Below are 12,912 nucleotides of genomic sequence, written 5' to 3' on the forward strand. Positions count from 1 at the left end.
TTCAACTAAACTTTTTCAACAACCACAAAATGCTTGTCAATAATTGCTGAAACTTGTGCAGGTTTGATGCGACTGTAGCGAGTTTTGTCCGGCATCAACACTATATTTGGCCCAGCTTTGCACTGTTTAAGACATCCCGTACCCTGAATAGTCACTTTGTCTTCTAAACCCCGCGCATTTAAAGCAGTTTCTAAAGCTTTACATATTGCTGCACCGCCGCGTTTTTGGCAGTCAGATTTTTGACATACTAATATTTTAGTTTTGGTTTTCGTTTTAGCCGGAGTTTGTACGGTCTGAACTGCTGTCGGAGTGCTGAATTCAGTTTTGCCGATCGCGCGATCCTGATTCTCTTCGAGGGCTTCGCCAACGAATGTCAATGCCGCAGCAGGTACAGTGCTAGAGTCTATCTGTTCGGGCGATCGTCCTCCGTGATTGCCCAGAGCCAGCTTCAGGCTACGGGCTTTAAGTTTTATTTTACCATTTTTCAAATTGAGTTCCTTCTCACCTGCAACTAGAACTCTCAACCCAGGCGTCAAAATAGGCGCTAAAAAAGACCGTAATTCCTTGCAAAGTTTAACCAGAAATTCCACTCCGCGATCGGTGCTAATCCGCAAATATTTAAGTTTGCAGCCATCTTCAATAATGAGGCTGAGGATTTCGCCTTCTAAACTGAATTCCGAAAGTTGCTTACCAGACTGATACATCGTTATGACTCCTGAGTTGAGTGCGAGGGTGAAAGTTAATAACTTTGAAAACAGTAATAATTTGCATTAACTTTTGCCTTGACCGATCGCGCGGACAAGTGCAAAGCGAGATATTAGAAGGAAGCAAATAATTCTCAAAAGCCCTTCTATAGATAATTTGTCCTTTACCTTCCCCTTCTGGATCTCTGCTTTCGTTTCAGGAAGCCTTCAGGACAATCATCTTTTTATAGCATAACCTAAATGCTAATAATTCTCAATTGATTTAGAAAAAAATTTTGCTTTGACTAAGACAGAGGTGAGGTAAAGGTTCGTAGTGAGGACTTCAGTCCTTCCGAATTAAGAAGGACTAAAGTCCTCACTACAAACCAGGTTCGTAGTGAGGACTTCAGTCCTTCCGATCTTCATGAAGAAGGACTAAAGTCCTCACTACAAGCCAGGTTCGTAGTGAGGACTTCAGTCCTTCCGATCTTCATGAAGAAGGACTAAAGTTCTGACTACAAGCCAGGTTCGTAGTGAGGACTTCAGTCCTTCCGATCTTCATGAAGAAGGACTAAAGTCCTCACTACGAACCTGGTATAAAAAGCGAGCAGTTGAGAAAACCGCCCGCTCTTTTATACAAAGTGCGACAACTCGCCAGAAATTAAGGAGCTAAAGCACTGCCGCGCAACAAGCTACCAATGGTTTTCGCGGTAATCTTCATCTGAATCAACGGATTGGCCGGTACTACTGTCTTATACAAATAGCTATCGAATGTGAGTTTCTGCACATCGCGATCGGCACACATTTCCACAAAAGCTTCGCGAGTAGCATCGGAACGGTAGAACACGCGCTGCAAAATGTCAAGCACCTTGTAAGTAATACCGTAAGCCTTATCCCACCGCTTCAGATACAGCTTAATTTCTTGTTCAGTCGGAATCCGCGTGCCCTTATTGGAAATTTCCACAATAGTTTCAGCGCACATCCGGCCAGACTTAGCCGCAAAATAGATACCTTCGCCCGAAGACTTGGTAACATAACCGGCAGCATCACCGATGAGAGCAACTCGGCCCACAACCCGGCGGGGACGCGGATGTTCCGGGATCGGGTGAGCTTCCACTTTAATGATCTCACCGCCCATGAGTTTTTTGGCAGCGCGGGCGCGGACTCCGGCTTGCAGCTTTTTGATATTGGCTTGATTGACTTTCATCGTGCCGGTACCGACGGCTACGTGGTCGTATTTGGGGAACACCCAGGCGTAGAAGTCGGTGGAAACGTCATCGCCGACGTACATTTCGGCTAGGCCTTCGTAGTAAGCCATTTTATCTTCTGGGAGGCGGATGCGTTCTTGGAAGGCGATCGCATAATTGTAGTCACCAGCATCAATCGCCTTAGCTACGCGGGAGTTAGCGCCATCAGCACCGATGACCAAATCCACTTTCAGGGTTTTCTGAGTTCCCACAGCGGTGCCGTTGGAGTGGTCGGCGTAGTGGAGAATGTAGGGGTCGGTGTTGTTTCCAGGAATCTCTAAGGTGTGAACAGTACCGTTAATCAGTTTGGCACCTAAGGAAGCAGCCCGATCGCGCAAAAAGCCATCGAGCACTTCGCGGCGGCACATACCGATGTATTCGTGTTCGTTTTCGATATTGATATCCACCTCTACATTGGAGGGGGAAATCATTTTCATTTTTCTGACTTGGCGATCGATAATACTTTGTGGCAAGTCAAATTCTTCAACCATGCACAGAGGAATTGCCCCACCGCAGGGTTTAGCGTTGTCTAATTTGCGTTCAAATAAATAAGTTTCGATGCCTGCTTTTACCAATGTTTCGGCGGCGCAAGAACCGGCTGGCCCTGATCCAACAACTGCAACCCGTAGTGTCAAAGCTTTTCTCCCAATTTTTTCTATAAGTCTTTACCCAGTCAGATGTGATGGTATCACGGAGTTTCTTGGCTGTGGGGTGAGAATGGGAGATTTAAATGAAATGAAACAGAGCTTAACAATTGGATACAAAAATGGGGTTTTTGATGCTGATTTCTATCGAAAATCTTAAATCTTTAATGGTAGATGAATGCCGATTGACTCTGATGTGCGATCGAATTAAATACAGTGCGATCGAATTAGATACAGTGCGATCGAATTAAATACAGATCGGACGGCGGTTGAAACCGCTCCGACACAAACGATGTCCGCCTCCGCGGACTGAAGAAAACAACGTAAATTTTTACCGTCGGTTCCCCAACCCGCGGAGGCGGGTTTTGTATGTGTAGACGCGGTTTCAACCGCCGTGTGTATTTTGCCGCCGTGTCCTGGCCCCGATATCTCGACTTTAAACTATGGATGGGGGCGCTGTAAACTATGGATCGGGGCGATCGAACTCCGTGTAATAAGTTACATTTAAGTTAACTAAAGTTCCTATATAAAATTTCAAATTGCTATGCTAGGTAATTTTCAACAAAGCCAACTGCGGATTGAGGTTGAAGCTTCGGAGACTGCGATTCGGGACAGTTTGATGCGTCCGGTGCAGTTGCAGCAGTGGCTGTGGCCTCAGCAGTTTTCTAAGGGTTTACCGGAAATAGTCGATCGCGAATTGACTTTCACCAGTTGGATTGGCCCGGTAGCGGTGCAGCACTATGTAGAGATTGCCGAGTCAAATTGTCTGCGGCTGTTATTAAGTCAGGGAATTGACGGGTTTCACGAGTGGTATTGGGGCGACGGTTGGGTGCAGTCTCGGTTGGAGGGAGTCTCGCTGCTACCGCTGAATTTGGGACAAACCGCTAGTTTGTTGCGGCTGCGGGAGTTTTTGGCGGGGAAGGGAAAGGGGAAGTAGGGCTAGGGAAATCGATCGCCCGATCGACTCTGCACAGATGGGATGAATCAAAGCAATTTCTTCGTAAAACTTATTATTGCTATCCCAGTAACCCAGTATTTTGTAATTGCAGGATTCTAAATGTTGGGTTGCGAGGTGATTTATATCAATAGGTTCTAAGATTTTAGCAAGTTCATCCCAATGATTGGGTAGAGATTCCATTGGGTTGTGTGCGATCGGGATTCTTTGATTATACCAAATATCGCACTCCGATTTTCTCCTACTGATTATAGCTTGTCTTATGAATGGTTGTCAAAGCGGTAAAAATCTTCTATGGTGTTGGAGAAACAGAATTAGTGATAGTCAAAAAAAGAGCGACCGCCCCTGAATAATATAAGGGCGATCGCTCCTATTATATTACAAGCACTTTAGCCATCAGATGATGCACACATAAACACCATATCGCTACCGCCTCCCTTCTGTGCAGCCATACAACAAGCTAATGTTTCATTACCATCTTCAGGCTTGGTGGGAGGGGATATTTCTAGCTTGAACATATAATAGTTGGTTTCATTTGGCAATCCCAGTAGTTCTAGGGACTCTGCAAACTTAGTATTTTCAGCATAGTAAGCTAGTTGTTTTTTCTTACAGGTATTAACGTAAGTAATTCCCTCTACTTGTTTAGCTTTATTTATGAAATTCAACATTGCCCCCAGAGAGATAGTAGAAAGAATACCTATCATGACAATAACTACTAACAGTTCTACTAGGGTAAAGCCTAAGTTCTTCTTGCGATAAAATGTATAAAAAAGTCTAAAAATATATTTCATTGATTTCCCTAATTAAATTCTTAAGCACTTTTCGTGTCTACTACAAGCCTATGTTCGTAGCAGACACGAAGAGTGCCTTATTGATATTGGTGTTTATTCTGATTGACTAACAACCATAAGAATGTAAGCCGCGACAGGATGAGGGTAAAATTACTGCCAAAACCATCGCCAGCGGTAACAATCTGTCTTCCAATTGTCTGCGCCGAACCAACTAACACTCTCCCCCCATACATTGTTATTACCATACTTCCATTGACAGAGCTGATTCCGATCGGGAGGTGCAGGCACAACTACTTTTCTCTGTGCTCGCCAATAATTAGCATTGTCTGTTACAGTAAGGCGACCCAGCTTGGTGTCTGTTCTAAACCAGGCAGCATCCGCTGGCTGAGTGTGAGAAAAAAGAACTACACTACCAACTAAGGCAGCCGCCGCTATTTTACTAAATTGTCCTGGTTTTAGCATCAATTATGGTCTCCTATTTAAAACAACTAACCTTTGAACACCTTATATTAAGATTATTCAACTAAAATCTGATAAATGCAAATTACAACGTGTCAGAATAAGTAACCAATTTAGTCAGGCAAAATGTCAGCCAATGTCATCTACTGTTGCTAATGTCATCAAATGTCAGATATTTGTGATAATATGAGAGAAATCTTTACAAGTCAGAGCAATGGACGTAAAAGATGTATTACAGTTTACAGATAGTCTATTTTTTTCCGAGACTGGTAAACATATAGATCGTCTGCAAGAGACTATTTTGAAAGGAACCTGGGATGGTCAAAAATATAGCGACATTGCAGAAGAAGAACATTGTACCGAAGGTCATGTAAGAAATGTTGCCTCAGAATTATGGCAAATTCTTTCCAATGCTTTAGATCAAGAAGTTAATAAATCTAATTTGAAACGTACATTACAAAGGTCTAATTTATCTATTAGTTCATCAACTTTTACCAAAGATTTTATAAATGTTACTAATGTTAATTTTTGCAATAGTAATATAAAAGACTCAGAAGTTATGAATAATCGATCGCCCGCATCTCCCTCAAACCTCGAAAAAACCCCAACTCAACCCCACCTCGACTTAAGCGACGTACCCAAAATCTTCACCTTTTACGATCGCACATCCGAACTCACCACCCTCAAACAGTGGATTCTACACGAAAACACCCGCCTACTCGCCATACTAGGCATAGTCGGCATTGGCAAAACAGCACTCGCCGTACACCTAGTAGAACAAATCAAGCATGAATTCGATTTCATCATCTGGCGAAGTCTCGCCACATCTCCACCCCTGTCAATACTTCAAACAAATATAATTCAATTCCTCCGTAGGGGCGATGCCCCCGTGTCCGCCCCAGACGAAAAAGCAACCACAGGGGGATTGTCCCTACTGGACTACTTGCAAAAATACCGCTGTCTGCTGATACTTGATGACGTACAAATGGTGAATAGCAGCGGGCAACTGGCTGGTAATTACCAACCTGGATATGAAGATTACGGCACGCTATTCAGACAAGTAGGAGAATTATCTCACAATAGTTGTTTACTCCTAATCAGTTCGGAAAAACCCAGAGAAATCGCCGCATTAGAAGGCAAAAATCAACCCGTTCGTTCATTACAACTCAATGGTTTAGGTGCGGGCGCGGGGGAAATCCTCAGAGAAAAAGGTTTAGCTGAAGATGAAAACTGGTCAGAATTAATTGAACTATACAGAGGCAATCCCTTGTGGTTAAAAATAGTTGCGACAATGATTCAAGATTTATTTAACGGCAACATCTCTGAACTTTTGTCGGATGATTCACTATTTTTAGGTGATTTAGAATCTTTACTGGATCAGCCATTTAATCGCTTATCCGAGCCAGAAAAACAGGTAATGTCATCGCTAGCAAGTGAAACCGCGCCAGTTTCCATCGCGAAACTGCGAGAAAATATGCAATTATCTCGTTCGCGCCAGCGTTGCGTAGCAGTATCGCAATTGTTGAAAATCATGCAATCCTTGGGACGGCGTTCACTAATTGAAAAAATCCAGGAAGGCGATCGCACATTTTTCACCCTTGGGCCCGTAGTACAAGAGTATGTCAAAACTCAATATTCCCGCCCAAACTGTGAGTAATAAAAAAGGCGTTCCCCAACCTGCGTAGGCAGGTTTTGTTTGTGTAGCGGCGATTTCAATCGCTGTGGCTTCGATCGCACTCCCACCAAAGAAACCGGGTTTTTACCAAGGTTAAACGCATTAACGCAAAAATTTCGGAAAAAACCCGGTTTCTGCCTCAATGCCCGATCGCCGTAGGGTGCGTCAGATCACGTTATATTGTATGCAGGTTTAATAAATCTTGGCTGACGCACCCTACAATTAATTCCCCTTACTTACAAAGACGGCGAAAATGTAGCCTTAATTGCCGCTGACGAATTGGCAAGCTTAATAGAGACAGTATATCTGCTGCGATCGCGTGTTGATTACTGATCAAGCATTTGGTCTTATTTCTTATCTAGTAATCAGCTTACCTTGATTTCTTGCCGCCCTAATTACATTGTGGTTAGCAGTAAAAACTTTGATACCAGGAACAGTCACATAATCACCATCATCAGTAATTACTTGAACTACCCCTGCTTTATCCATTGCTTCCAGAATTAGCAGATCGTAGCCATCTAAAAGTTGAGTTTGAAATCTAGTTAAAGATGCGTTAGTTGTAGTTTCATCAATAGTTACATCAGTCGATACAGCAATAGATGTTACCTGACCCCAAGCAGCTATAACTTCAGCTACTACGTTAGCTCTTTCTGTTGGATCGTTATGGCGATATTCTTTTGTGTTTAATGTAGTCGAAAAAATTTTTCGTTCTGCCTGTTCAATATTATGTGCTAACTCTGCCAAAGAAAGTCCACAATATAAAAGCAATCCTTGAGCAGAAATAATTTTTCTTAAATAAGCAGAATAATCCTTAATTTGATAGGGAAGAGCAGAGGTACTGGCTTGAGTGTAAGTCAGCCAGTACCAGACATTAGTATCTACCAGAAAAATGTCATCTTTTTGAGGTGTGTCAAACTGGATATTAACTACCTCAGCCTTGACTGCATATTGGATTGCCATTATACATTTCCCACCTGTTGGCTGACAATTTCATTGATTGCATTGCGAGTTGCATTATCTGCTGCGTAGTAGCGTTTTGAGTTCTTAATCACCTGTTTGAGTATTTGATGGCCTACACTATTAAGATGAGAAAATGTCAGCAGACGGTTTAAAGTGTCTGGGGAGATATCCCTAAGTAGCTGTCCAATGGCAAAATTGAAGAACGGAGATGCAAAAATCTCTACACCAGCAAAGTCAAGCTCCACAGCGTGCTCTGCCCGTAGTTCGGGGTATGTCAACTCATACACCTTCATACCGTCATCGGGTGTCATGCAAGTTTTGCCAATCAAAGTGCCAATCTTGTAAGATTTCATATTTCAGAAGTTCCATCAGAAAAGTGGGGCGTCGCCGTCGGTGTCAGAAGCCAGCACATAAATGGCTTCATCACATTGGAGGGTAATGTTAACCAGTGTCCCTCCGAAAAAGGTTTGGCGCTTTTGGTAAGTTTCCTGATCTTTGTTAATCAGTGCATACCCATTGTGACTGAAAAACTCCAACTTTCCTCTATTCATCTTTACAAATCTTTTCAGAGAGTCAAGTCCAACGCCCCCAGCAACATCACCGCGCCTGGTTGTAGTTCCTGCTTCAAATGCCCATTTTAGGGCTTCGTCTACTGGTAAATCCGAAAGTTTTCGGAATAGGCGCACATTTTGGGGAATCCCAACACCGAAGTCAACGACAGTCAGTTTTAGTTCCTTTTTTTTAGGGTAGTGCTGTCCACAGCTAAAGACTCCGATTTCTGTTTGACCATGCTCAAAGGCGTTAGCGTAGATCTCCCAAACGGTTCCTACGATGACGTTTTGCAATTTTTGACTTATATCAACCCAGTCTCGTCCTAGCCATTTTTCTGCTAGGTAGTCAACCAAGCCATCTTTATCTTGTTTTTTATCTTCTCGATAAGGGATAGAATTACCCTGCCAAGGTTCTTTATTCTCACAAAAAGCATATATGAATCCGTTTTGTTCAAGATTCATTTTTACGTCGTTATGAATGCTATCCCAATTAATGTTTAATTTTATCGAGCGGGATTGAACGAGACGAATTAATCCTCCCAGAAAAGCTACGGCATTTTGTTTGAGAAAAAAACATTTAGAAAAGTCAATAATTACTTCTGAGCAATCCTCATTTAGTTGATCCAAAAGCTGAAACAGATTGTCAAAATCCTTCAGCTTATCATTGATTGTAGGGATTTTAAGAGTCACGCTCATAATTATTCTATGGAAGGCTTGATCCAGAAAGAAATTTAGTAAAATATCAATCAGCCGATCGCACTGTCAACCTCTGCGGTGCAATTCCCCTTACTTAGCCCGCACCACCAACACCGAACAAGGAGCCTCAGCCACAACCTCAGCGCTTACCGAACCCTCCAAAATCCGCTTCAAACCAGTCAAACCGCGACAGCCGATCGCAATTAAGTCTACTTTATAAATATTCGCCAACCGCAAAATCTCCTCGGCTGGTTCCCCCGACACAATCTCTAACTCACTCTGGCAAGGCAAAGTTTCCTGATAAGATTGCAATAACTTCTCTACTTCTCGGTAAGCAATCTCATTTCCCTGAGCGTGAGGTCGATCGACAACCGCGTCAAAATCCAACGTACCAGCACTCACAACATGAGCTAAAATCACCTTCGCCGTCGGTTCTAGCTTAAACTGCGCCACAGCTTGCAAAACCTCTGCTGCAAACTCAGAATTGTCGATCGCCACCAAAACAGTATTCAAAATAATGCACCTTTCATTCAGTTGACAGTTGACAGTTGACAGATGAGTGCGATCTGAAAGGAAGACGATGGTCGTAATGAATAGTCTGCTTTTAATTTCTCACTACAAGGGAGAGGTTTTAAACCAATTCTTTCTGGTAAATCTCAGATATTAGACTTTAAACTTCTCGTTGATACTCGCCTACTTCCCACCAACAATATCATTAACTATACAGAAACCCAGTTCCTTAACATAATTGCGTAATTTAAGCAAGATATGGGAAGAAACCGGGTTTCTTAAGCCCGAAGTGCGAAAATCTCGATCGCCAAACTCCAATCTACCATCTAAAAATCACCCTCCCCCTCATTTTCAGTCCGCAGCCGCACCGAATCAGCATGAGAAGGTAAACCCTCAGCTTCCGCCAAAACATTAATCGCCCTACTCACCTTCTTAAGTGCAGCCGGGGAATATTGAATCAAACTCGAATGCTTCATAAAAGTTTCCACCCCCAGCGGCGAAGCATAGCGTGGCGCGCCAGAAGTCGGCAAAGTATGATTCGGGCCAGCCAAATAATCACCCACAGCTTCCGGTGTCGAACAGCCCAGGAAAATCGCCCCAGCGTGCCGAATTTGGTCTAGCAAAGCCCAGGGATCGGCTACTTGCAATTCTAAGTGTTCGGGAGCAAACTCGTTAGAGAGTTCCGCCGCCGCTTTCAGAGAATCCACCACTACTACTAAACCGTAATTGGCGATCGCCTTTTCAGTCAAAGTCCGGCGCGGGTGATTTACGAGTTGTTTGTCTACCTCAGCTACTACCTTTCTAGCCAACACCGAATCCGCCGTCAGCAAAATCGCCGACGCCATCGAATCGTGCTCGGCTTGCGCCAACATATCCGCAGCTACGTGTACCGGATTCGCCGTAGCATCAGCAATAATCAGCACCTCCGAGGGCCCCGCCAGAGAATCAATTCCCACGGTGCCGTAAACCAGTTTTTTCGCCAACGTGACGTAAATATTTCCCGGCCCGGTAATTAAATCTACCTTGGGAATACTTTCGGTACCGTAAGCCAAAGCTGCGATCGCCTGGGCCCCGCCGACTCGATAAATCTCATCAACTCCCGCCTCCTGAGCCGCTACGAGCACCGCAGGATTCATTTTCTTCTCCTGTCCGGGGGGAGTACACATCACCAGTTTCGGAACCTTGGCGACCTTCGCAGGTACCGCATTCATGATTACCGAGCTGGGATAGGACGCCTGACCGCCAGGAATGTAAATTCCCGCGCGATCGACTGGCGTGTAGCGCTTACCCAAAACAATCTCGTCATCACCAAACTGCACCCAAGACTTGGGGACGCGCTGTCGGTGAAACGCTTCTACCTGTTTGCAAGCCAACTGAATTGCATTTAATAATTCTTTCGATATTTGCTGATAAGCAGCATCCAATTCGGCGCCACTCACGCGCAAATCTGTCGCATTTAGGGTGATGCGGTCAAATTCAGCAGTATATTGCAGCACAGCCTGATCGCCTTTGCGTCTTACAGCTTGCAGCACCTCCCGCACGGTGGCTTCTTTGTGAATAACAAGTTCGTCGTGGGTGCGATCGCAGATTCGTCGCAGTTCAGCTTGCGCCTCAACCCACTGAGTAATAATTCGCAGCATGGAGATTAGGAATGCCGTCAATAATTCACGCTTGATTTGCTTGCAAGAATAAATTTTCTTGCTTGATTCTGGGTAAGTCGGCGACCACCAGTCCACCAGCTTCAACCGCGAGACTCGCGGCCTTTTCAGAGGCTTCAGTGCAGCGTTTACTCTGTCGAGGATTTTGCCACACTATTTTGCCACACTGAGGACAAGTCACAATTTTCCTTGAGGAATTGCCCCCCAGAGAACCGGGTGTGAACCCAGAGGGTGTCGGGTGAGGGAGGGGAGAGTGTCTGACGGGGAGAATTTTGATTCTACCGAATGCCTTCTACCTTCTACCTTCTACCCAAGGCCGATGCTTCTTGCCACAGCCCAAATAACCCGTACTCTTTGTTATAGCTTAACTTGGATTTTTCCGGGAATGGGATTTTGAGCAGAATAGATGCTATATTTGTTTTTTTAACACCCGATCATTTTTTTATAAAAAAAACGCCAAGTTATTGTATACTTGAAAATTGCGCGCAATAAACCGTGACTTTAAGTCGTAATGGTCGAAACCCCGCAACGCCGACTCCGTAACACCAGTATCGTACCTTTGGGTATCGTCAGGGGTAGAAAATCGGCAGTTACATGAGTCAATTAAAAATTATGGCGCGATCGCCCTTGAAAAAGTAGCAGCAGGCTCAGCTTGGATGTGAGCGATCGGCTAATAGCTGACTCAGCTTTAAAAAAATCAAGCTTTTTGCGGCTCGCACCCGAAAAGATTGTCCCTCAAAATCTCCGTGTCTTGAGAGTATCTTGAGACTAGGATGTATCAATCAATACCTACTTCCAGAAACTGAAATATGGCAAATATTAAGTCCGCCGTCAAACGAGTCAAAATCGCCGAGCGCAACCGCTTGTACAACAAATCTTACAAGTCAGCGGTAAAAACCCTGATGAAGAAGTATTTCGCGACCGTTGAGAAGTACGCCGCATCTCCGACACCAGAATTAATGCAAGAAGTGCAGCAGCGGATGTCTGAGGCCTACAGCAAGATTGACAAAGCTGTCAAAAAAGGTGTATTGCACCGTAACAACGGTGATCGCAAAAAGTCCCGCTTGGCAAGAACCCTCAAGCCACACGAAACACAAGTAGCATCCTAAGACAGAAGGAAGAAGGAAGACGGAAGAAGGAAGAAGGAAGAGGGAAGAAGGAAGAAAGAGAATTTTTCCTACTCTCCCACTCTCCCACTCCCGCACACTCTCACTCTCCCCCTCCTCCACTCTCTCACTCTCCCATTCGCCCATGCAGCTCATCGACACTCACGTTCATATCAACTTTGAGACTTTTAAGTCGGAGTTAGAAGCCATTCGAGAACGCTGGCGCGAAGCAGGTGTGGTTCGATTGGTTCATTCTTGTGTAGAACCCGAAGAGTTTGCTGGAATTCAAGCAATTGCTAATCAGTTTGCAGAAGTCTCCTTTGCGGTGGGGCTTCATCCCCTAGATGCGGGTAAGTGGAAAGACGAAACTGCAAGCCGGATTAGGGAATTAGCGAGTTCAGATTCTCGGGTAGTGGCGATCGGCGAAACCGGACTAGACTTTTTTAAAGCAGACGATCGCGAACACCAGTTTAAAGTGTTTGAGGCACAGCTTGAAATTGCTCGGGAACTCGACAAACCAGTCATTATCCACTGTCGCGACGCCGCCGCCCCCATGGCCGAAATGCTGCGGGAATTTTGGCAAAAACGCGGGCCCGTGCGCGGTGTGATGCACTGCTGGGGAGGCACGCCCGAAGAAACCCAGTGGTTTTTAGACTTGGGTTTCTACATTAGTTTTAGCGGCACAGTCACCTTTAAAAAAGCCTTGCAAATACAAGAGTCAGCTTGTATGGTAAATAGCGATCGCATTCTAGTCGAGACAGATTGCCCTTTTCTCGCCCCCGCACCCCAGCGGGGAAAACGCAACGAACCAGCTTACGTCTACTACGTAGCCGAGCAAGTTGCTAAATTGAGAGGAGTTTCTCTCTTAACCTTGTCCCAGCAGACAACCGAAAATGCGTGTCAGCTATTTGGTCTTTCACTTTAGCTAGAGCCGAACACAAAAACGAGGAAAGCAAATCGATTTAAGGACAAGAGAT

General features: G+C 44.6%; 13 protein-coding genes. 4 read left to right on the plus strand and 9 right to left on the minus strand.

The features are described 5' to 3' along the window. Nucleotides 1-5: 5 nt before the first annotated feature. Nucleotides 6-704 (minus strand): (2Fe-2S) ferredoxin domain-containing protein, encoded by a 699-nt coding sequence (locus QZW47_RS05925; protein WP_293124989.1) that lies wholly within the window; start codon nucleotides 702-704, stop codon nucleotides 6-8. A gap of 640 nt (nucleotides 705-1,344) precedes the next feature. After that, nucleotides 1,345-2,565, minus strand: coding sequence for a geranylgeranyl reductase (gene chlP, locus QZW47_RS05930; protein ID WP_293124991.1), 1,221 nt, complete (start codon nucleotides 2,563-2,565; stop codon nucleotides 1,345-1,347). A gap of 553 nt (nucleotides 2,566-3,118) precedes the next feature. Between chlP and QZW47_RS05935 the strand changes: the two genes are divergently transcribed. After that, entirely contained in the window at nucleotides 3,119-3,511 is a 393-nt protein-coding gene (locus tag QZW47_RS05935) for a hypothetical protein (RefSeq protein ID WP_293124993.1), read from the plus strand. 407 nt (nucleotides 3,512-3,918) lie between these two features. Here QZW47_RS05935 and QZW47_RS05940 read toward each other — a convergent pair whose 3' ends face one another. Beyond that, complete coding sequence (locus tag QZW47_RS05940) at nucleotides 3,919-4,320, minus strand: type IV pilin protein (RefSeq protein ID WP_293124995.1); 402 nt, start codon at nucleotides 4,318-4,320, stop codon at nucleotides 3,919-3,921. 150 nt (nucleotides 4,321-4,470) lie between these two features. Next, a complete protein-coding gene (locus QZW47_RS05945) occupies nucleotides 4,471-4,782 on the minus strand; it encodes a hypothetical protein (RefSeq protein WP_293124997.1) in 312 nt (103 codons plus the stop codon). Nucleotides 4,783-4,993: 211 nt separating this feature from the next. Between QZW47_RS05945 and QZW47_RS05950 the strand changes: the two genes are divergently transcribed. Continuing rightward, nucleotides 4,994-6,436 (plus strand): NB-ARC domain-containing protein, encoded by a 1,443-nt coding sequence (locus tag QZW47_RS05950; protein WP_293124999.1) that lies wholly within the window; start codon nucleotides 4,994-4,996, stop codon nucleotides 6,434-6,436. 372 nt (nucleotides 6,437-6,808) lie between these two features. Here QZW47_RS05950 and QZW47_RS05955 read toward each other — a convergent pair whose 3' ends face one another. From QZW47_RS05955 to hisD, 5 genes are all read right to left on the minus strand, one after another. Then, nucleotides 6,809-7,414: a hypothetical protein gene (locus tag QZW47_RS05955; protein WP_293125001.1), complete on the minus strand. Its 606-nt coding sequence runs from the start codon at nucleotides 7,412-7,414 to the stop codon at nucleotides 6,809-6,811. Next, nucleotides 7,414-7,767, minus strand: coding sequence for an STAS-like domain-containing protein (locus QZW47_RS05960; RefSeq protein ID WP_293125003.1), 354 nt, complete (start codon nucleotides 7,765-7,767; stop codon nucleotides 7,414-7,416). The genes QZW47_RS05955 and QZW47_RS05960 overlap by 1 nt, the downstream gene beginning before the upstream one ends. 15 nt (nucleotides 7,768-7,782) lie before the next feature. Continuing rightward, on the minus strand, nucleotides 7,783-8,661 hold the full coding sequence (locus QZW47_RS05965) for an ATP-binding protein (protein ID WP_293125005.1): 879 nt from the start codon (nucleotides 8,659-8,661) through the stop codon (nucleotides 7,783-7,785). Nucleotides 8,662-8,751: 90 nt separating this feature from the next. Continuing rightward, nucleotides 8,752-9,177, minus strand: coding sequence for a universal stress protein (locus tag QZW47_RS05970; protein WP_293125071.1), 426 nt, complete (start codon nucleotides 9,175-9,177; stop codon nucleotides 8,752-8,754). A gap of 320 nt (nucleotides 9,178-9,497) precedes the next feature. Further along, a complete protein-coding gene (gene hisD / locus QZW47_RS05975) occupies nucleotides 9,498-10,811 on the minus strand; it encodes a histidinol dehydrogenase (RefSeq protein ID WP_293125073.1) in 1,314 nt (437 codons plus the stop codon). 827 nt (nucleotides 10,812-11,638) lie between these two features. Here hisD and rpsT point away from each other — a divergent pair. Next, on the plus strand, nucleotides 11,639-11,938 hold the full coding sequence (gene rpsT / locus QZW47_RS05980; protein WP_293125007.1) for a 30S ribosomal protein S20: 300 nt from the start codon (nucleotides 11,639-11,641) through the stop codon (nucleotides 11,936-11,938). Nucleotides 11,939-12,080: 142 nt separating this feature from the next. Next, nucleotides 12,081-12,860, plus strand: coding sequence for a TatD family hydrolase (locus tag QZW47_RS05985; RefSeq protein ID WP_293125009.1), 780 nt, complete (start codon nucleotides 12,081-12,083; stop codon nucleotides 12,858-12,860). Nucleotides 12,861-12,912 lie beyond the last annotated feature (52 nt).

The organism is Microcoleus sp. bin38.metabat.b11b12b14.051 (assembly GCF_013299165.1).
Lineage (GTDB): Bacteria > Cyanobacteriota > Cyanobacteriia > Cyanobacteriales > Microcoleaceae > Microcoleus.

Bases quoted from the DNA above. Each gene is read 5' to 3' on its own strand.
- QZW47_RS05955 (WP_293125001.1), bottom strand. From the start codon at position 7,414: ATGGCAATCCAATATGCAGTCAAGGCTGAGGTAGTTAATATCCAGTTT.
- QZW47_RS05985 (WP_293125009.1), top strand. From the start codon at position 12,081: ATGCAGCTCATCGACACTCACGTTCATATCAACTTTGAGACTTTTAAG.
- QZW47_RS05945 (WP_293124997.1), bottom strand. From the start codon at position 4,782: ATGCTAAAACCAGGACAATTTAGTAAAATAGCGGCGGCTGCCTTAGTT.
- QZW47_RS05960 (WP_293125003.1), bottom strand. From the start codon at position 7,767: ATGAAATCTTACAAGATTGGCACTTTGATTGGCAAAACTTGCATGACA.
- QZW47_RS05950 (WP_293124999.1), top strand. From the start codon at position 4,994: ATGGACGTAAAAGATGTATTACAGTTTACAGATAGTCTATTTTTTTCC.
- QZW47_RS05965 (WP_293125005.1), bottom strand. From the start codon at position 8,661: ATGAGCGTGACTCTTAAAATCCCTACAATCAATGATAAGCTGAAGGAT.
- QZW47_RS05940 (WP_293124995.1), bottom strand. From the start codon at position 4,320: ATGAAATATATTTTTAGACTTTTTTATACATTTTATCGCAAGAAGAAC.
- rpsT (WP_293125007.1), top strand. From the start codon at position 11,639: ATGGCAAATATTAAGTCCGCCGTCAAACGAGTCAAAATCGCCGAGCGC.
- QZW47_RS05925 (WP_293124989.1), bottom strand. From the start codon at position 704: ATGTATCAGTCTGGTAAGCAACTTTCGGAATTCAGTTTAGAAGGCGAA.
- hisD (WP_293125073.1), bottom strand. From the start codon at position 10,811: ATGCTGCGAATTATTACTCAGTGGGTTGAGGCGCAAGCTGAACTGCGA.
- QZW47_RS05935 (WP_293124993.1), top strand. From the start codon at position 3,119: ATGCTAGGTAATTTTCAACAAAGCCAACTGCGGATTGAGGTTGAAGCT.